Source organism: Tabrizicola sp. T74, from assembly GCF_057219935.1.
In genome coordinates this window covers 264,073-281,039 of the sequence record NZ_JBXVVT010000001.1, presented here as the reverse complement: position 1 = coordinate 281,039, position 16,967 = coordinate 264,073, and the positions used below count along the sequence as shown (strand labels likewise).

General features: G+C 66.3%; 18 protein-coding genes. 4 read left to right on the top strand and 14 right to left on the bottom strand.

Going from position 1 to position 16,967, the window contains the following annotated elements; genetic code table 11:
- Window positions 1-18 precede the first annotated feature (18 nt).
- From AC2EAL_RS01470 to AC2EAL_RS01435, 8 genes are all read right to left on the bottom strand, one after another.
- Complete coding sequence (locus AC2EAL_RS01470; RefSeq protein ID WP_484722398.1) at window positions 19-1,923, bottom strand: beta-galactosidase; 1,905 nt, start codon at window positions 1,921-1,923, stop codon at window positions 19-21.
- Window positions 1,920-2,756, bottom strand: a complete 837-nt coding sequence (locus tag AC2EAL_RS01465) for an SMP-30/gluconolactonase/LRE family protein (RefSeq protein ID WP_484722397.1) — start codon at window positions 2,754-2,756, stop codon at window positions 1,920-1,922. Before AC2EAL_RS01465 ends, AC2EAL_RS01470 begins: the two co-directional genes overlap by 4 nt.
- Window positions 2,753-3,358 (bottom strand): 2-dehydro-3-deoxy-6-phosphogalactonate aldolase, encoded by a 606-nt coding sequence (locus AC2EAL_RS01460; RefSeq protein WP_484722396.1) that lies wholly within the window; start codon window positions 3,356-3,358, stop codon window positions 2,753-2,755. Before AC2EAL_RS01460 ends, AC2EAL_RS01465 begins: the two co-directional genes overlap by 4 nt.
- Entirely contained in the window at window positions 3,355-4,266 is a 912-nt protein-coding gene (locus AC2EAL_RS01455; protein WP_484722395.1) for a 2-dehydro-3-deoxygalactonokinase, read from the bottom strand. Before AC2EAL_RS01455 ends, AC2EAL_RS01460 begins: the two co-directional genes overlap by 4 nt.
- Window positions 4,263-5,024: an SDR family NAD(P)-dependent oxidoreductase gene (locus AC2EAL_RS01450; RefSeq protein WP_484722394.1), complete on the bottom strand. Its 762-nt coding sequence runs from the start codon at window positions 5,022-5,024 to the stop codon at window positions 4,263-4,265. The genes AC2EAL_RS01455 and AC2EAL_RS01450 overlap by 4 nt, the downstream gene beginning before the upstream one ends.
- An 80-nt stretch (window positions 5,025-5,104) precedes the next feature.
- A complete protein-coding gene (locus AC2EAL_RS01445) occupies window positions 5,105-5,950 on the bottom strand; it encodes a carbohydrate ABC transporter permease (protein ID WP_484722393.1) in 846 nt (281 codons plus the stop codon).
- Between the two features lies 1 nt (window position 5,951).
- Complete coding sequence (locus tag AC2EAL_RS01440) at window positions 5,952-6,872, bottom strand: carbohydrate ABC transporter permease (protein WP_484722392.1); 921 nt, start codon at window positions 6,870-6,872, stop codon at window positions 5,952-5,954.
- A gap of 74 nt (window positions 6,873-6,946) precedes the next feature.
- Entirely contained in the window at window positions 6,947-8,200 is a 1,254-nt protein-coding gene (locus tag AC2EAL_RS01435) for an ABC transporter substrate-binding protein (RefSeq protein WP_484722391.1), read from the bottom strand.
- A gap of 105 nt (window positions 8,201-8,305) precedes the next feature.
- Here AC2EAL_RS01435 and AC2EAL_RS01430 point away from each other — a divergent pair, with 105 nt between their 5' ends.
- On the top strand, window positions 8,306-9,091 hold the full coding sequence (locus AC2EAL_RS01430; protein ID WP_484722390.1) for an IclR family transcriptional regulator: 786 nt from the start codon (window positions 8,306-8,308) through the stop codon (window positions 9,089-9,091).
- 18 nt (window positions 9,092-9,109) lie between these two features.
- Window positions 9,110-10,162 carry an ABC transporter ATP-binding protein gene (locus tag AC2EAL_RS01425; protein ID WP_484722389.1) on the top strand — a complete coding sequence of 351 codons (1,053 nt, stop codon included), beginning with the start codon at window positions 9,110-9,112 and terminating at the stop codon, window positions 10,160-10,162.
- Between the two features lie 23 nt (window positions 10,163-10,185).
- Here AC2EAL_RS01425 and AC2EAL_RS01420 read toward each other — a convergent pair whose 3' ends face one another.
- Window positions 10,186-11,157, bottom strand: coding sequence for a sodium-dependent bicarbonate transport family permease (locus tag AC2EAL_RS01420; protein WP_484722388.1), 972 nt, complete (start codon window positions 11,155-11,157; stop codon window positions 10,186-10,188).
- Between the two features lie 103 nt (window positions 11,158-11,260).
- Here AC2EAL_RS01420 and AC2EAL_RS01415 point away from each other — a divergent pair, with 103 nt between their 5' ends.
- Window positions 11,261-12,103 (top strand): LysR family transcriptional regulator, encoded by an 843-nt coding sequence (locus AC2EAL_RS01415; protein ID WP_484722387.1) that lies wholly within the window; start codon window positions 11,261-11,263, stop codon window positions 12,101-12,103.
- Between the two features lie 132 nt (window positions 12,104-12,235).
- Here the strand turns inward: AC2EAL_RS01415 and trxB are convergent, their stop codons facing one another.
- A complete protein-coding gene (gene trxB, locus AC2EAL_RS01410; protein WP_484722386.1) occupies window positions 12,236-13,174 on the bottom strand; it encodes a thioredoxin-disulfide reductase in 939 nt (312 codons plus the stop codon).
- A 168-nt stretch (window positions 13,175-13,342) separates the two neighbouring features.
- Here trxB and AC2EAL_RS01405 point away from each other — a divergent pair, with 168 nt between their 5' ends.
- Window positions 13,343-13,843, top strand: coding sequence for an Lrp/AsnC family transcriptional regulator (locus AC2EAL_RS01405; RefSeq protein ID WP_484722385.1), 501 nt, complete (start codon window positions 13,343-13,345; stop codon window positions 13,841-13,843).
- 42 nt (window positions 13,844-13,885) lie between these two features.
- Here AC2EAL_RS01405 and AC2EAL_RS01400 read toward each other — a convergent pair whose 3' ends face one another.
- From AC2EAL_RS01400 to lgt, 4 genes are all read right to left on the bottom strand, one after another.
- Window positions 13,886-14,080: a hypothetical protein gene (locus tag AC2EAL_RS01400; protein ID WP_484722384.1), complete on the bottom strand. Its 195-nt coding sequence runs from the start codon at window positions 14,078-14,080 to the stop codon at window positions 13,886-13,888.
- A 111-nt stretch (window positions 14,081-14,191) separates the two neighbouring features.
- Window positions 14,192-14,950: a peptidoglycan editing factor PgeF gene (gene pgeF, locus AC2EAL_RS01395; RefSeq protein ID WP_484722383.1), complete on the bottom strand. Its 759-nt coding sequence runs from the start codon at window positions 14,948-14,950 to the stop codon at window positions 14,192-14,194.
- A complete protein-coding gene (locus tag AC2EAL_RS01390) occupies window positions 14,950-16,002 on the bottom strand; it encodes a class I SAM-dependent methyltransferase (protein WP_484722382.1) in 1,053 nt (350 codons plus the stop codon). The genes pgeF and AC2EAL_RS01390 overlap by 1 nt, the downstream gene beginning before the upstream one ends.
- A gap of 11 nt (window positions 16,003-16,013) precedes the next feature.
- Entirely contained in the window at window positions 16,014-16,883 is an 870-nt protein-coding gene (lgt, locus tag AC2EAL_RS01385; protein WP_484722381.1) for a prolipoprotein diacylglyceryl transferase, read from the bottom strand.
- Window positions 16,884-16,967: the final 84 nt, after the last annotated feature.

Sequence of the window (16,967 nt, the reverse complement as noted above, 5' to 3'; positions counted from 1 at the left end):
GTGGGCAACCTGCCCACCCTACTTTGCCGTCCACAACACCCCGGCCGGAGGGATCGTGACCCCGCCCCATTCCGCGGGCACCGGGTTGCAGTTGAACAGGAACCGGTGCGTTGCCGTATCCCTGCGCCGCAAGCCTTCGGGCAGCGGGTCGCACTCGATCCCCTCCGCCGCACAGGCACGGTTCAGGATCCGGGTCAGCGCCACCTCGTCCGGCCAGCCGCCAAGGTAGTGCAGCTTGCCCGCCGCCACCAGCGCGGGCCAACCGTCCTCGGCCACTTCCACCACCTGCGCCGAGCCTTCCAGCTTTTCCCGCCAGTTCACCAGCGCGCCACCCTGCGCCAGCGGCACTGGCACGTCCGGCGGCAGACTTTCGACCCGCGCGATCACCGCATCCAGCCCTGGCAGGGCAGGGGGGAGCGGCACCGGGATCGAAAAGTCCTTCGTCTTCGAATTCGTCCTCGGCCCCAGGATCGCCGTCCCCTCGAACCTCGCCAGCGCCGCCTTCAGGGGGTCGGACAAGCTGAACACTCCGGGAGCCAGCACCAGCTTGTAAGCAGACAAGTCGGCCACATCCGGCCGGACAATATCCACGTTCAGCCCCAGCCGCCGCAGGCCCTTGTAGACGTGGAACACCAGCCAGAAATACTGGAAGCTTCGGCCCTGAGGCTGGATCTCCCAGGCCCAGTCGGATTCGTAGTCGAAGACCAGCGCCACATCGGCCTTGCCGGTCCCGGCCTCCGCAGGCATCCCCGCCAGCTCCTGCGCCACCTGCTCGGCCTCGCCAAAGGCCTGCGCGGGCGCACTGTCGGGCCGCAACAGTCCCGCATGCATCTGCTCCTGCGCAAAGGGCGCCTGCCGCCAGCGGAAGTAGCACACCGCCTCGGCCCCATGCGCGAACGCCTCCCAGGCCCAAAGCCGCGCCATCCCGGGCAGCGGATCGGGGTTGTAAGGCGCCCAGTTCACCGGGCCCGGCTGCTGCTCCATGATCCACCAGCGGCCCCGGCCCACGGCGCGGTAGAGGTCATGGTGGAACGCCTGGAAATCCGGGTCGCCCTGCCGCACAAACCGCCGCTTGTGGTCCGCGTCCGCCGGGATGCGGTCGGACAGGAAGCCCAGAGGATAGCTGTCCCAGGACGCGATATCGAGGTCCGCGCCCACGTCCCAATGGTCGAACTCGGTGATCGCGCCCATGAAGTTGTGCGCCACCGGGGCCGTGGAGTGCTTGCGGATGATGTCCACCTGCAGCTTGTTGAAACTCCGCACCTCCTCGGACGCAAAGCGGCGGAAGTCCATCACATGGGACGGGTTCGGCTCGCACACCGTCAGGTTCGGCAGGCCGATCTCGCGGAAGTCGCGGTATTCCATCGACCAGAACACGTTGCCCCAGGCCCGGTTCAGCGCGTCGGGCGACTGGTACTTCTGCGCCAGCCAATCCTGGAACGCGGTCTTCGCGGCCTCGGAATAGGAAAGCGTCGTCTCGTTGCAGGCATATTCGTTGTCGGTCTGCCAGGCGGCCACATGCGGGTTCTTCCCGTAGCGTTCCGCCAGCGCGGTGACGATCTTCGCGCATTCGGCGCGGTAGCCCTGGTGCGAGAAGTCATAGTGCCGCCGTGACCCGAAGACCTTTTGCCGACCCTGGGCGTCCACCGGCAGCATGTCGGGGTGACGGTCGATCATCCAGCGCGGCGGGGTGGCCGTGGGCGTGCCCAGGACGACCTTCAGACCGCGCGCGCCCAGAGTCTCGATCGCGCGGTCGAGCCAGGCCCAGTCATAGCGCCCCGGCTCGGGCTCCATCCGGCTCCAGGCGAATTCGCCGATCCTGACCCAGGTCAGGCCCAGGCGGGCCATCCGGGCGGCGTCCTCGGCCCATTGCGCCTCGTTCCAGTGTTCGGGGTAGTAGCAGACACCAAGCGTTCTTTTCATACTTTGACCTTAGGTTCGGGAAGCCCCTTGGCGACGCCGGGGAAGGCGAAAAGCTGGCCCGAGGCCGGATGCTTCGCGCGCGCCTCGGCGTCCATGTGTTCAAGGGCGGTGGTGACGAAAAGCGTTTTCAGATCCGCGCCGCCGAAGGCCGGGCAGGACGATTGCGGCGCATCAGGCGTCTCGACCGCGTGCAGGAAGGCACCGTCCGGCCCGTAGCAGGCTACCCGGCCCGCGCCCCATTGCGCGTTCCAGAACCGCCCCTCGGCGTCGATTACTGCACCGTCCGGATTGAGACCCGCGCGCGCCAGATCCAGCCAGACCTGCGGCTCGCCCTTGGGCCAGCCTGCCGCATCCAGCGCGACCTTCATTACCTTGCCCGCGATGGTGTCCGCGAAATGCGCCGCCGACCCGTCAGCCGCAAAGCAGATCGAATTCGGGATGCTGATCCCCTTGAAAAGCTGCCGCAATTCGCCGCGATACCAGCGCCAGATCGCGCCTGCGCCCTTCTCGGCTTTCTTCCCCATCGTGCCGAACCAGAACCCGCCCTGCCGGTCCGCGCGACCGTCGTTCGACCGAGTCTCCGCCGTCCCTGCGCTGGCCACGGTTGCGCGGTCGCCCGTCGCCAGATTCAGCCGGAACAGGCCGGTCTCGCAGGCGATCAGCAGCTCATCCGCGCTGATCCAGCCAGCGGCCGAGACGTATTCCGGAAAGGTCCAGGACCGCGTTTGTGAGTGAATGGTCCGGTTCAGGATGTCGAACCAGAACAGCTGTTCACGAATGGGATGCCAGAGCGGGCCTTCGCCCAGCTCACAGGCGCGCGCGTCGAAGATCATCCGAACACCTTGTCATAGGCCGCGACGATATCCGCTGCCCGTGCGGCGATCTCGTCGGTCGAAAGGCCCGGCACATAAAGCGCCGTGCCGATCCCGAACCCGTTCGCCCCGGCTTTTGCCCAATCGGCAAAGTTCGCAGGCCCCGCGCCCCCCACCGCATAGACCGGCAGGCCCTTCGGCAAGACCGCGCGGATCGCCTTCAGCCCTTCGGGACCGATCAGGCTGCCCGGGAACAGCTTCAACCCCGTCGCCCCCGCCTTGATCGCTGCGAAGCACTCGGTCGGCGTCATCACCCCGGGCCAGGATGCCATCCCCGACGCGACAGTCGCCCGGATCACCTCGACATCCGCGTTCGGAGACACCACCAGCGTCCCCCCCGCCGCCTTGACCCGTGCGACCTCTTCGACCGTCAGCACCGTCCCCGCCCCGATCTCGGCCCCCGGGACCGCGGCGACCATTGCAGCGATCGACTCAAACGGCTGCGGCGAGTTCAACGGCACCTCGATCCGCGTGATCCCGGCCTTCACCAGCGCCTCAGCGGCGGCGGCGGCCTCACCCGGAGTGATCCCGCGCAGGATGGCGATCAGGTTTCGGTGGCTCATCTCGCGCCCTCGGTCTGGAAGGAAAGCGAGCCGAGGCCCGCCAGGGTGCAGTCGGTGGCCGACAGCCGTTTCGCTTCGACCCCCTGCAGGGCCAGGGCGCGGGCATAGGCGGCGGACAGCTTTTCCGCCCCGACCAGCGTCACCCTCTGCCCCAGCCAATAGGGTCGGGCGGCGGCGAGTTCGGTGCCGATCAAGAGCCCCGACAACCGCGCCCGGGCCGCACCCGCCGTCAGCCCGGCAATCAGCCCTTCGGCCCGCAGCGAGAAGAGCCGCGCGCCCAGCTTCTCGGGCTTCGACAGTGCGTCCGAAACGGCCGCATCAAAAGCCGTATCGTCCCAGCCCTCGCCCTGCATCCCGTGCCGTAGGACCGAGGCCTCGGACAACAGCGCGAACATCTCGCCGGTCATGAAGGTCTGGAAACTGACCACTTCACCGGCCGAGACCTGCACCCATTTCGAATGCGTGCCCGGCAGGCAGAAGATGCCATCATAGCCCGGCAGCATTTGCAGCGCGCCCGCGATCTGCGTCTCCTCGCCGCGCATCACGTCCGCCGGACTGACCTGCTTCAGCCCCGGCGCGATCAGCACCCGCAGCCGCGGGTCGGTCGTCGGCGCCGCCACCAGCCCCGCCCGGTCCACCGGAGTGCACGGCACCGTCCGATAGGGCGCCTCGCACCAGCCCTGGCGGCTGCCGACCATCCCGCAGGCGACCACCAGCGTCGGCCCGGCCAGCCAACCCTCGATCAGCCGCAACAATGCGGGCTCGAACCCCTCGCGCGTCAGCTTGCCCATGCCTTCGTCCGACACAGCCTCGTCCAGCACGCGGCCATCCGCCGTCATCGCAAAGGCCCGCAGGTTGGACGTCCCCCAGTCAACCGCGATCCAGTCGGGTGTCACCTGCATGGTCATGACGAGATGAACCCTCCATCCAGAACCAGGGTCTGCGACGTCATCATCCGCGAGGCATCCGAGGCCAGGAACAGCACCGTCCCCGCCATGTCCTCTGGCTTGATCTCGTCCGGGATACACTGCCGCGCCAGATGCGCCGCCAGCCCTTCCGGCGTGACCCACATTTCCTTCTGCTTCTCGGTCAACACCCAGCCCGGCGCCACCGCATTGACCCTGATGCGGTCCGCCCCGAACTCGCGCGCCAGCGTTCGGGTCATCCCGACGATCCCGGCATTGGCGGTGATGTAGGCGGCATAGCCCGCATCCGCCATCATGAAGCTGATCGAGGAGAAGTTGATGATCGACCCGCCGCCCGCCGCCTTCATCCCCGGGATGACCGCCTGGCAGGCAAAGAAATACGACCGCAGGTTCACCGCCATCGACCAGTCCCAGAAGGTCTCGTCGGTCTTCAGCGTCTCGTGCCGCTGGTCGTTCGCCGCGTTGTTCACCAGGACGGTGATCGGCCCATGCACCTTGGCCGCCGTCGACAGCGTCAGCTGCAGCTGATCGGTGACCGAGATATCGCAGGGCAGGAACAGCGGCCGGTTCCCCGTCGCCTCCTCCATCGCGTCGCAGAACGCCGTCGCATCCGACCGCTGGCAGAAAGCGACCTTCGCCCCCTGGCGCAGGAACGCCTCGGTCAGCGCCGCGCCGATGCCCGATCCGCCGCCGGTGATGAACACCGACTGGCCCCTCAGATCGTCAAAAACCGCTGCCATGCGTAACGCCTTTCACGCTGCCTTGCGTGTTCTTACCCGGCTGCCAGCCCGGTCGCCATAGGACAGGCCGGCAGACGCACTCACTTGACCGCCCCAAGCGTCAGACCGGCGATGAAATGCTTCTGCATCAGGAAGAACATCGCCACCGGCGGCAGCGCGGCCAGGATCGACCCCGCCGACACCAGATGCCACTGCGCGATCCACTGGCCGTTCAGCGACGACAGACCCGCGGTGATCGGCTGGCTGTCCACCCCTTGTGTCAGCACGGTCGCCCAGAAGAAGTCGTTCCAGATGAAGGTGAAGACCAGCACCGACAGCGCCGCAATCGCAGGCCGCATCAGCGGCAACACAATGTACCAGAAGATCCGCCATTCGCTGACCCCTTCCACCCGTGCGGCCTCGATCAGTTCGAACGGCAGCGCCTTGATGAAGTTCCGCATGAACAGCGTGCAGAACCCGGTCTGGAACGCGATGTGGAACAGCGCCAAGCCATACCAGGTGTCGTACATCCCCAGCTGCAGCGTCATGTCGCGCACCGGGACCATCAGGATCTGGAACGGGACGAAGTTACCCGCCACGAACATGAAGAACACCAGGATGTTCGCCCGGAACCCGTAGACCGCCAGCGCAAAGCCCGTCATCAACGACAGCCCCACCGCGCCGATCACCGTCGGGATCGTCACCCAAAGCGAGTTGATCATGTACTGGCCAATGGGCGTTTCGGTGAAGATGAACTTGTAATTCTCCCAGGCGATGCCGGAGGGCATGCCGAAGTAGTTGCCCTGCGCAAGGTCCGACGCGGGCCGCAGCGAGGTCAGCGCCACGCCGAGGAGCGGGAACAGCCAGATGAGAAGGGCGACCGGCAGGGCGATGGTGTAGATCCACTGCGCGGCGGTCGAGGATTTCTGGATCGGACGCGGAAACATCTCAGCGCTCCTTCTCGTCGCGCCACATCTTCCAGATGAAGCCCGAAATGAAGACCATCATGATCAGGAACAGGACCACGGCAATCGCCGCGCCATAGCCCATGCGGAAGCCGTATTCGCCCAAAGCCATCTCGAACATGTAGTAGGAGAGGACCCGGCTGGAGCCGAACGGCCCCCCGTTGGTCATGATCGACACAAGGTCGAAGGACCGCAGCGCGCCGATGACCGTGACGATGACGGCGATGAACGTGGCCGGGCGCAACTGCGGCAGCACCACATACCACAGCATCCGCCAGCCCTTTGCCCCGTCCAGCCGCGCCGCCTCGACCTGGTCGGGGGCGACGTTGTTCAGGCCGGTGAGGTAGAGGATCATCACATAGGCGATCTGCGGCCAAAGCCCGGCCGCGATGATGCCGTAGGTCACAAGGTCGGGGTCGGCAAGGATCGCGGTGCCCTGGCCGAAAACCTTCTCTGTCAGCAGGTAGAAGAGGCCGAAGTTCGGCGCATAGAACCAGGCGAAGATCAGGCCGACGACGACCTGGCTGATGACGAAGGGGAAGAAGAACAGCGACTTGTAAAGCCGGATTCCGGTGACGGTCTGGTTCAGGAAGATCGCGATGAACAACCCGATGGGCAGCGCCAGCATGTAGAGGATCAGCCATTTCAGGTTGTTCCACAGGCTGACGGTGAAGGCCGGGTCCGTCATCAGCTCGGAATAGTTCCCCATCCCGACGAAGCGGCCCGTGAACTCGCCATCCTTGTTGTAAAGCCCGTCCCAGTCATAGAAGGACAGCGTCACGCTTTCCACGATCGGCCACAGCACATAGATCGTGAACATGATCAGCCCGGGGGCCAGGAACAGCCACGGAGCCACGCTCCTCTGGGTCCAGCGCCGCGGTGCGGTCGAAGCTGCCTCAGCCATGTCTCCCCCCCAGAAAACAGAACGGCAAAACGGAAAAGGCGCCCCCCAGGAAGGGAGGCGCCCGTTAGCCTAGATCACTGCGGATAGAGGCGGGTACGTGCCTGCTCCAGCCGCTCCAGGATCGCGTCGCGCTGGTCCGGCTGCACCAGGAACTGCTGGAAGCCTTCCATGCCGACCTTGGCATATTCGGCATCCGCGTCACGGTCCCAGAACTGGGCGATCCCGCCCGTCGCGGTGGACAGAGCCTGGAAGCCCGCGGTCAGGAACGGGTCGGCCGCATCAACCGTCGCGTTCTTGTTGGTGGGCAGCTGGCCCACGGCCGCGTTCCACTTGGACTGCGCTTCGGCGCTGGCCATGTAGGCCAGGAACGTCTTCGCATCATCGGGGTTCTTCGCGCCCGAGGTCAGGTGGATCGTGTCGGTCGGCGCTTCCTCGGCGCGGGCGATGCCTGGGGTGATTTCCGGGAACACCATGAAGCCCAGGTTGTCGTTCGTCATCCCGCCTTCCTTGAAGACGCCAACGGCGAAGTTGCCCATCACGTAGTTCGCAGCCTTGCCCTGCACGAGGAGAGCCGCCGCATCCTGCCAGTCGATCGCGGCATGGTTCGCGGTGACGAAAGGCTGCAGCTTGCCGAAGTTGTCGAACACCGCCGCCACTTCCGGCGAGGTCCACGAGATCTTGCCGGCAGCAAGGTCCGAGTGGAACTGGTAGCCGTTGGTGCGCATCGAGACATAGTCGAAGATGCCCGCAACCGGCCACAGCGCCGAAGACCCGGTGGTCACGCAGTCGATGCCAGCGGCCTTGAACTTCTCGCAGTTGGCCAGGAACTGGTCCCAGGTCACGCCTTCCGGCCCGGGAACGTCCACGCCAGCGGCCTTGTAGGCGTCGCGGTTATAGTAGATGCCCCACTGATAGTAGGTGTAGGGGATAGCGTACTGCTTGCCGTCGATGGTCGACGACAGCACCGACGAGGCGAGCGAGTCCATCAGCCCGTTGTTGGCCCACACGTCCGAGATGTCCGCGAACAGGCCCGCTTCCACGAACGGACGCATCCGGTTCGCGGCATACCAGTTGGCCAGGTCCGGCGGGTCCGCGGTCAGGAAGTTGCGGATCGCGTTCTTGTAGGCTTCGTGGTCGAAGTTGGTCAGGACCACGTCGATCTCGGGGTTCGCGGCCTCGAAATCGGCGATCAGGGCTTCGGCAGCGGCCAGCGGAATCGGGTCATAGTCCGCGTTCCAGGTGACGACGCGCTTGTCCTGCGCGAAAGCCGAAGTGGACAGCATCAAGGCTGCCCCGAGCGCCAGCGCGCCCGTCAGTTTGTGAACCATGGTTTCCTCCCGTTTGGTTTCACTATTTGAAACTTAGTCTTGAATATTGAAAACTATGTCGGCTATCGTCTATCCTGTCAACAACGACGTTCCGGGGAGGGAACGATGGGGGCGGAGGGACACGCTGACGGTACGGTGGGCAAGGCGCTGGACGTCTTGGACATGGTGGCCAGCCACGGCCGCCCCGTGCGCTTTTCCGATCTGCTGGCCGAGGCCGACTATCCCAAGGCCACGCTCTACCGCCTGCTGCAGACCCTCACGCACCAGGGAATGCTGACGCTCGACCCCGATACCGGCACCTATGCCCTTGGCGTCCGCCTCGTCCGTCTGGCCCACGCCGCCTGGTCGCAATCCTCGCTCGCCCCCATTGCGCGGCCCTATCTCGATGATCTGGCAGCAAAAACCGGCGAGACGATTCACCTCGCCCAGATGGACCTCGGCCAGGTCCTCTACGTCGACAAGCGCAACGCCGCAAAGCCGGTGGAGATGTTCGCCCAGGCCGGCAAGGTCGGCCCCGCCTATTGCACCGGCGTCGGCAAGGCGATGCTCGCCTACCTCCCTGCCGAGGCGCTGGAGGCAGCCCTTGCCCGCCAGTCCTTCCACCGCTTTACGTCCCACACGCTGGCCAGCCGCGAGGCGCTGCTGACTGAGCTTCAGGCGATTCGCCAGCGCGGCCACGCCTGGGACCGGGAAGAGCACGAGTCGGGAATCATCTGCTGCGCCGTCCCGATTCTCTCGCGCCAGGGTCGGGTGATGGGGGCCTTGTCGGTCACCTCGACCACGGCGCGGACGACTTTGGACGCACTCGGGGCTCAGGCTCCGATGATCAAGGACATCGCGGCGAAGATCGCGGCGGAAGCGGAAAGCTGGCGCTTTCCGGAACAGGTTTAACCGGGGGGAGGAAAACCCATGACGGGAGTGACGCTGGAAAAGGTCGTCAAGCGCTTTGGCGACGTGCAGGTGATCCACGGGGTCGACCTGAAGATCGACGATGGCGAGTTCTGCGTTTTCGTCGGCCCCTCGGGTTGCGGGAAGTCGACGCTGCTGCGCATGATCGCGGGACTGGAGGAAACCAGTTCCGGCGCGATCCGCATCGGCGCGCGGGACGTGACCTACATCGACCCCTCCGAACGCGGCGTCGCGATGGTGTTCCAGACCTACGCGCTCTACCCGCACATGACGGTCGCGGAAAACATGGGCTTTGGCCTCAAGATGACCGGCCACCCCAAGGCCGAGATCGACCGCAAGGTCGCCGAGGCTGCCCGCATCCTGAAGCTTGAACCGCTCCTCGAACGCAAACCCAAGGCGCTCTCCGGCGGCCAGCGCCAGCGTGTCGCCATCGGCCGCGCCATCGTCCGTGGGCCGGAGGTGTTCCTGTTCGACGAACCGCTCTCCAACCTCGACGCCGAACTGCGCGTGGAAATGCGCGTCGAAATCGCAAGGCTTCACCGCGAGATCGGCGCGACGATGATCTACGTTACCCACGACCAGGTCGAGGCGATGACGCTGGCCGACAAGATCGTGGTCCTGCGGTCGGGCCGGATCGAACAGGTGGGCAAGCCCCTGGACCTCTACAACAACCCCGACAACAAGTTCGTCGCGGGCTTCATCGGCTCGCCTGCGATGAACTTCGTCGCGGGCGCGGTCGAGGGCGGGTCGGTCGCCGCAAAGGGCCTCGCAGGCTCCGTCGCCAGCACGGTCGCGCTTCCCGCCTCTGGTGCCGAAGTGACCGTCGGCCTTAGGCCCCAGCACCTGAAGATCGGTCCCGGCGACACCCACCGCGTTGAACTGACCGAGGCCTTGGGTGGCGTCTCCTACGTCCACCTCACAGCTCCTTCGGGCGAAAAGCTGATCATCGAACGTCATGACCAGGTCTCGCTGGAACCCGGCGCCAAGGTCGGCGTCAGCTTCGACGCCCGCGACGCGATGCTGTTCGACAAGGACGGGCTGCGGCTGCGCTAAACCCGCGCCGCAACCCCCGTTGCTCACGCCCAGAAGACTGCCATCTGGTAGATGATGGGGATTCCGGCCAGCAGCATGAACGGGAAGGTGATCCCGAGCGACGCCGTCAGGTAGATCCCCGGGTTGGCCTCGGGGAAGGTCGCGCGCACGGCTGCCGGGGCGTCGATATAGCTCGCTGAGGCCGCCACCGCGCCCAAGACGAAGGCCGACCCCACCGACAACCCGGCCGCGGTAGCCAAGCCCGTGACGATGAACCCATGCACCAAGGGCATGACCAGCCCGAAGGCCACCATCCGGCCTCCGACGGACGCAAACTCCCGAAACTGCCGCGCCGCCGTCATGCCCATCTCCAAGATGAACAGGACCAGGACGCCCCGGAACAGGTCGACGAAGAAAGGCTCGATCTTGGCAAAGTTCGTCTCGCCAATCGCCGCCCCGATGACCATCCCGCCCCCCAACAAGAGCAATCCCCGGCCCCGCAGCGTCTCCTGCAGGATCGCCGACAGGGGCGCGCCCCGTCCGCCTTCCGCCCGCGCCAACGCCAGCCGCCCGTAGAACAGCGCCACCAGGATTCCCAGCTCCATCAGCGCCACCAGCCCGGTGATGAACCCCTGCATCGGCGTCCCCATGCTTTCGCTGTAGCTCTGCGCCACCAGGAAAGTCACCGACGACACCGACCCATACAGCGCCGCCACCCCCGCAGCGTTGCGGATGTCCAGCCCCAGCGCCAGCCGGGCCACCAGAAAGGCCAGCGCAGGCACGCCCAGCACGACCACGAGCGTGACCAGCAGCGCCGGACCGATCCCCGACAGGTCCGATGTCGCCAGTTCTCGCCCGCCCTGCAGCCCGATGGAAAACAGAAGGAAGATCGCAAAGATCCGGATCACCGGCTCGGGGATCTCCAGGTCGGACCGGATCAGCGTGGCCAGAATGCCCAGCAGAAACGCCAGGGTGATGGGCGAGATCAGGTTCTCGATCAGAACAGCGGTATCCATGACGGTCTCCAGGGTTTCAGGCCCCGGGTTTCTGCGCTGCGGCTATTGAAAAGAGAAACGGGAAATTCAGATATGACTTATCGGCGATTCGCATGAGACTCTGATGCACGACATTGACACCCAGCTTCTGCGCACCTTCGTCAGCCTGGCCGAAACGCGCAGTTTCAGCCGCACGGGTGCCCGTGTCGGGCGGTCGCAATCCGCCGTTTCCGGCCAGCTGGCCAAGCTTGAGGCCACGCTGGGCGTCCGGCTTTTCGCCCGCGACACCCGCAATGTCGCGCTGACCACCGAAGGTGAACGCCTGCTGCCCGACGCCCGCGCCATGGTGGCCCAGGCCGACGCGATGCTGGCCCGGTTCCGCGCGCCGGACATCGCCGGTCTCGTCCGCTTCGGCAGCCCCGAAGATTTCGCCAGCTTCTACCTGCCCGACATCCTTGGCGTCTTTGCCGCGGCCCATCCGGCGGTGGAGCTGCACGTCACCTGCCAGCTGACCCTGCCCCTGATCGCCGAGTTCGAGGCCGGTGAGCAGGACCTGATCGTCATCAAGCAGGACCCCGCGCAGCCCCATCCCGGCGCGCGGACGCTCTGGCGCGAACGGCTGGTCTGGGCCACCGCGCCGCAGTTCAACGCCAACCGGCGTCCCGTGCCGCTGGTCCTCAGCCCCGCCCCTTGCGTCTACCGCGCACGCGCCATGGGCGCGCTAGAGGCGGCGGGTTGGGACTGGCTTGGCGTCTACACCTCGCCCTCCTTTGCCGGGGCGATTGCAGCGGTCCGGGCGGGACTTGGCGCGACGGTGATGCCCCAGGCGATGGTTCCCCCGGGGCTGGTGGTGCAGGACAGTTGGCCCGCACTGGCCGAGGCCGAGATCGCCCTCCTGACCCCGCCCCGCGCACCCGCCGCCGTGCAGGCGCTGGCGTCCTTCGTGGCCGAAAAGGTCCGGCGCTGATCGGTCGAGGGCAGCGTCATCCGCGACGAGAAGCCGAAGGCGCACGAGGAGCCAACCGTTAAGAACCCCTGAACGTCCACAGCCAACCCATTGATTTCAAAGAGTCGGAAAACCTGTCCACGCAGGACAGCCTCAGTGCCCCGCCAGGAACTTCTCCGCATCCAGTGCCGCCATGCAGCCCATCCCGGCGCTGGTCACCGCCTGCCGGTAGATGTGGTCCGTCAGGTCCCCCGCCGCGAAGACCCCCGGGATCGCGGTCCGGGTCGACCCGGGTTCCACCACCACATAGCCCCCGGAATGCAGCGGCAGCTGGTCCTTCACCAGCTCCGACGCCGGGGCATGCCCGATCGCCACGAAGAACCCGTCGCAGGGGATCACCCCCTCAGCGCCCGTCTTCACATTCTGGACCCGAACGCCCGTCACGCCCAAGGGGGCCTCGGTCCCCAGGATCTCGGTCACCGCGGTATCCCAGACCACCTCGATCTTCGGGTTCTTGAACAGCCGATCCTGCATGATCTTCTCGGCCCGGAAGCTGTCGCGCCGGTGCACGACCGTCACCTTCGAGGCGAAGTTGGTCAGGAACAGCGCCTCTTCGACCGCCGTATTCCCGCCCCCGATCACCACGACCTCTTTCCCGCGGTAGAAGAACCCGTCGCAGGTGGCACAAGCCGACACCCCGAAGCCCTTGAACTTCTCCTCCGATGGCAGCCCCAGCCACTTCGCCTGCGCCCCCGTCGCCAGGATCACCGCGTCCGCCGTATAGGTCGTCCCGCTGTCCGCCTGCGCCGTGAAGGGCCGCTTCGACAGGTCCAGAGAGGTGATGTAGTCCGAGATCACCTCGGCCCCCATCGCCTTCGCATGCTCCTCCATCCGCACCATCAGGTCCGGCCCCTGGACCGAGTGGTCGCCCGGCCAGTTCTCGACCTCGGTGGTGATCGTCAGTTGCCCCCCAGGCTGCAGCCCCTGGATCAGGATCGGGTTCAGCATCGCCCGCGCCGAATAGACCGCCGCCGTATAGCCCGCCGGGCCCGAGCCGATGATCAGAACCTTGGTGTGCCGCGTCTCGCCCATGCTGTCCCCCGAAAGTCAGGCCCCCGATATATCCATGCGCGCGGGGGGCGGAAAGCCCCCGCATGGCTGCTTTGCCGGGCATGCATAGATCGTATTCTTGCGCAATGTTGAAATAATATTGCGCAACCCATGGTCCGCGCGTAAGTAAGTCAGTGCAACGGAGGCACCATGGTCGCGCACAAGCTGGATCCCATCGACCGTCAGATTCTGGCCGAGCTGCAGGCCGATGGCCGGATGACGAACGTCGAGCTTGCCAGCCGCGTCGGAATCTCGGCCCCGCCCTGCCTGCGCCGCGTGCGCGGGCTGGAGGAGCAGGGCTATATCCGCGGCTACCACGCCGACATCAACGCGCGGGAACTGGGGTTCGAGGTCCAGGTTTTCGCGATGGTGCGGCTGAACAGCCAGGCCGAAGCGGACCTTGCGGCCTTCGAGGCACGCTGCCGCGCTTGGCCCTTGGTCCGCGAATGTCACATGCTGAATGGCGAGATCGACTTCATCCTGAAATGCGTCTCGCCGGACCTGTCCAGCTTCCAAAGCTTTCTGACGGAAGAGCTGCTGCGCGCGGATCACGTGGCGAACGTCAAGACTAGCCTGGTGATCCGCTGTGCGAAGGACGAGCCGGGACTGCCCTTCGATGTGCTTGAGGCGCGGCTGGCGAAGAACGCCTGAGACCGGTCGGCAAGACGCCCCCGGTCCAGGCGCAGGAAGACCTTAGCGCGAGGCGTCGCTGACCTGGCGGGTCGCCGTCTTCAGCCGCATCGCGAAACCCTTCTGACCGGCGACCATCGTCCGACCCGTGGTCTGGCGCACCGTCGCGCGGGCCATCACCCGGCTGTCGGTCCCGTCACCCACGGTTTCCAGGATCGACAGGATCCAGCGGCGCTTGGTCTTCATCTGGATAATCATCGGATTCCCCATCGCATGCCAATCAGATGGGCTAAATCTGGTAGGTGATTGCGGCAGGGTTGCGGAAGAACCTTGCTGCAATCGGATCATTTCAGACCCGCTCCCGCCACATCAAAGTCTTATTGTCGAGATCAACCGGCCGTAATCGGCCTCTCCCGCGTGGGTTGTGCGCCGGAAGGAATAGAACCGCTCTGGATCGCGGTAGGTGCAGTGCCCGGTCCACTCGGCATGACCGACTCCGGCCTGGCGCAAACGGTGCAGGCCATAGCCCGGCAGATCGAACAGCAGCCGGTCGCCCTGGCCGTTGGCGAAGAAGCGGGTGCTGGCCTCATCCTCGGCGCGGAAGCGGTCGAAGAACTCGGGTCCGACCTCATAGGCGGCCTGGCTGATCGTCGGGCCGATGACGGCCGTGACCCGCGACCGGTCCGCGCCCAGCCCCTCCATCGCCTCGACCGTGGCCTCCAGCACGCCATCCACCGCCCCGCGCCAGCCGGCATGGGCGGCCCCGATCACCCCGGCATCCGTGTCGGCAAACAGCACGGGCTGGCAATCCGCCGTCAGCACCGCCAGCAGAAGGCCCGGCGTCGCAGTTACCAGCGCGTCGGCCTCGGGCCGGATCGACAGCGGGCCGGTCACTGGCAGCGCCCGCGCGGAATGGACCTGGTGCACCGTGACCAGCGCGTCCGGGCCGACCCCCATCGCTTCTGCCACTCGGCCGCGGTTGATCGCCACGATCTCGGTCTGGTCCGACGACCCGGTGCCGCAGTTCAACCCCGCGAAAATGCCCGAGGATGCCCCGCCCTTGCGCGTGAAAAAGCCGTGCCGGGCCTGCAGGGCGTCCGAGGTGATGATTTCCAGCGTGGTGGGCATCAGCTAAATCCGGGCGGCGTCGGGGCACCGGCCGAAGTGACGGCCAGCACCTTGAACAACGAACCCATTTCTTCCGGATGGGTCAAGCGCCGATGCGCGGCCCAGTGGCTTTCCAACGCCGAGCCGGTCAGACCCTGCGCCAGCCGCTCGGCCCGGGCGTCGATGCCTAGCCGGGTCAGGAACTCGCCTTGGGTCGTATAGAAATGCGCCTCGGCCGCCAGCGCCTCGAAGTCCACATGCGCGGTCAGGTCGGCCTCGCCGGGATGGGCAAGGGGGTCGTCGAAGGCATGTTTCCGAAGCGCCTGCAGCGTATCGCCCCGCGACCGCCAGTCGCCATAGTCGATCACCAGGGCAAGCCCGCCGTGATGGTACAGCCGGTGATGGACCTGCCGCATCACATAGCGCCCGATCCGGTTTTCCTCGATGACCAGGCCGTCATCGCGCTGGTGCATTGCCATGGTGCCGGGGATTGTCGGACGTTCCGCCAGGCCGAAGGCCAGTGCGCCATCCTGCAGGCCGATCAGGCGTTCGTGCCAGCCACCGTTCACCAACTGGAACTGATGGATCGGCAGGGCATCGAAGAACTCGTTTGCCACCAGGAACAGCGGCTGCTCGGGCAGGTCCCCCGCCGCCTCGATCCAGCGTAGGCCCATGTCATGCCCACGACTGATCGTCTGCTCCTGCTTGCGGCGCAGAACCGGAGAGGCCTCGACCAGCACCACCTGCGCCCCAGCATGGAACCCGGGCACCCCCTTCGTCGCCCGCAGGATGTCCGCCATCAGCGTGCCGCGCCCCGGACCCAGCTCGGCCAGCGTGAAGGGCGCAGGCGATCCCCGGTCCAGCCAGGCCTGGGCGAGGGCCAGGCCCAGAAGCTCGCCGAACATCTGGCTGATCTCGGGGGCGGTGGTGAAATCGCCCGCCGACCCAAAGGGATCGCGCGTGGTGTAATAGCCATGGACAGGATGCAGCAGGCATTCCGCCATGTAGTCGGCGACGCTGATCGGCCCGCCCTCACGGATGCGCTCGACCAGCAGGCGGGCAAGGGGGGTCATGCCCGCCCCGCTCACGCAGACCTTGCGCGAAGGACGAACCAGAGGCCCGCCGCGATCATCGGCAGCGACAGAAGCTGCCCCATCGTCAGGCCGAAGTCGCCGAATTGCAGCGCCCAGCCGACCGGATTGCCGGGCGAGACGAACTGCGCGTCGGGCTGCCGCACGAACTCGACCAGGAACCGGGCGATGCCATAGCCCACCAGGAACACCCCCATCAGCGCGCCGGGCCGCTTGAACCAGTCGCGCCGGAAGGCCAACCAAAGCAGGACGGCAAGCAGCAGGAACCCCTCCAACGCTGCCTGGTACAGCTGGCTCGGGTGGCGGGCGCAGATGCCAACGACATCGGTGCAGGTCTGCGCGGCGGCGCCGGGGAAGATCACGCCCCAGGGCAGGTCGGTCGGGCGGCCCCAAAGCTCGGCATTGACGAAGTTCGACAGTCGCCCCAAGGCCAGGCCCAACGGAGTGGCCACGGCCAGAAGATCGCCCATCGACAGCATGGGGATCCGCTCACGCCGACAGAACCAGATCGCGGCCACCACCACCCCGGCAAACCCGCCGTGGAACGCCATGCCGCCCTCCCAGACGAAGGGGATGCGCCAGGGCTCGGCCAGATAGACGGCGGGTTCGTAGAACAGGACATAGCCGATCCGCCCGCCCAGGATCACGCCCACGACCGCCCAGGTGAAGAAGCGTTCGACCTGCTCAGGCGTCAGGGGTGGCTCGCCTGCCCAAAGCCGGGGCGTGCGGATCGCGCGCAGGATGATCCACCAACCGAACAGCAGCCCCGCGATATAGGCCAGCGCATACCAGCGCAGCGCGATCTCGAAGCCGAACAGCTCGAAGGCAAACAGGTTCGGGGAAATGTCGGGGAAGGGGATCATCCGGGTCCTCGGCGGTTTTCCCGCTTGTCGCGGCGGGGGGCGGCGATGTCAACCGGCGGCGACAATGCACCGCCTTGCCCTGCT

What these genes read in the sequence shown, in the direction of transcription:
- AC2EAL_RS01420 (WP_484722388.1), bottom strand. Translation starts at nt 11,157, where the DNA reads ATGGATACCGCTGTTCTGATCGAGAACCTGATCTCGCCCATCACCCTG.
- AC2EAL_RS01455 (WP_484722395.1), bottom strand. Translation starts at nt 4,266, where the DNA reads ATGACCATGCAGGTGACACCCGACTGGATCGCGGTTGACTGGGGGACG.
- AC2EAL_RS01400 (WP_484722384.1), bottom strand. Translation starts at nt 14,080, where the DNA reads ATGATTATCCAGATGAAGACCAAGCGCCGCTGGATCCTGTCGATCCTG.
- AC2EAL_RS01405 (WP_484722385.1), top strand. Translation starts at nt 13,343, where the DNA reads ATGGTCGCGCACAAGCTGGATCCCATCGACCGTCAGATTCTGGCCGAG.
- AC2EAL_RS01430 (WP_484722390.1), top strand. Translation starts at nt 8,306, where the DNA reads ATGGGGGCGGAGGGACACGCTGACGGTACGGTGGGCAAGGCGCTGGAC.
- AC2EAL_RS01390 (WP_484722382.1), bottom strand. Translation starts at nt 16,002, where the DNA reads ATGACCCCCCTTGCCCGCCTGCTGGTCGAGCGCATCCGTGAGGGCGGG.
- AC2EAL_RS01435 (WP_484722391.1), bottom strand. Translation starts at nt 8,200, where the DNA reads ATGGTTCACAAACTGACGGGCGCGCTGGCGCTCGGGGCAGCCTTGATG.
- lgt (WP_484722381.1), bottom strand. Translation starts at nt 16,883, where the DNA reads ATGATCCCCTTCCCCGACATTTCCCCGAACCTGTTTGCCTTCGAGCTG.
- AC2EAL_RS01450 (WP_484722394.1), bottom strand. Translation starts at nt 5,024, where the DNA reads ATGGCAGCGGTTTTTGACGATCTGAGGGGCCAGTCGGTGTTCATCACC.
- AC2EAL_RS01460 (WP_484722396.1), bottom strand. Translation starts at nt 3,358, where the DNA reads ATGAGCCACCGAAACCTGATCGCCATCCTGCGCGGGATCACTCCGGGT.
- AC2EAL_RS01470 (WP_484722398.1), bottom strand. Translation starts at nt 1,923, where the DNA reads ATGAAAAGAACGCTTGGTGTCTGCTACTACCCCGAACACTGGAACGAG.
- pgeF (WP_484722383.1), bottom strand. Translation starts at nt 14,950, where the DNA reads ATGCCCACCACGCTGGAAATCATCACCTCGGACGCCCTGCAGGCCCGG.
- AC2EAL_RS01445 (WP_484722393.1), bottom strand. Translation starts at nt 5,950, where the DNA reads ATGTTTCCGCGTCCGATCCAGAAATCCTCGACCGCCGCGCAGTGGATC.
- AC2EAL_RS01465 (WP_484722397.1), bottom strand. Translation starts at nt 2,756, where the DNA reads ATGATCTTCGACGCGCGCGCCTGTGAGCTGGGCGAAGGCCCGCTCTGG.
- AC2EAL_RS01415 (WP_484722387.1), top strand. Translation starts at nt 11,261, where the DNA reads ATGCACGACATTGACACCCAGCTTCTGCGCACCTTCGTCAGCCTGGCC.
- trxB (WP_484722386.1), bottom strand. Translation starts at nt 13,174, where the DNA reads ATGGGCGAGACGCGGCACACCAAGGTTCTGATCATCGGCTCGGGCCCG.
- AC2EAL_RS01440 (WP_484722392.1), bottom strand. Translation starts at nt 6,872, where the DNA reads ATGGCTGAGGCAGCTTCGACCGCACCGCGGCGCTGGACCCAGAGGAGC.
- AC2EAL_RS01425 (WP_484722389.1), top strand. Translation starts at nt 9,110, where the DNA reads ATGACGGGAGTGACGCTGGAAAAGGTCGTCAAGCGCTTTGGCGACGTG.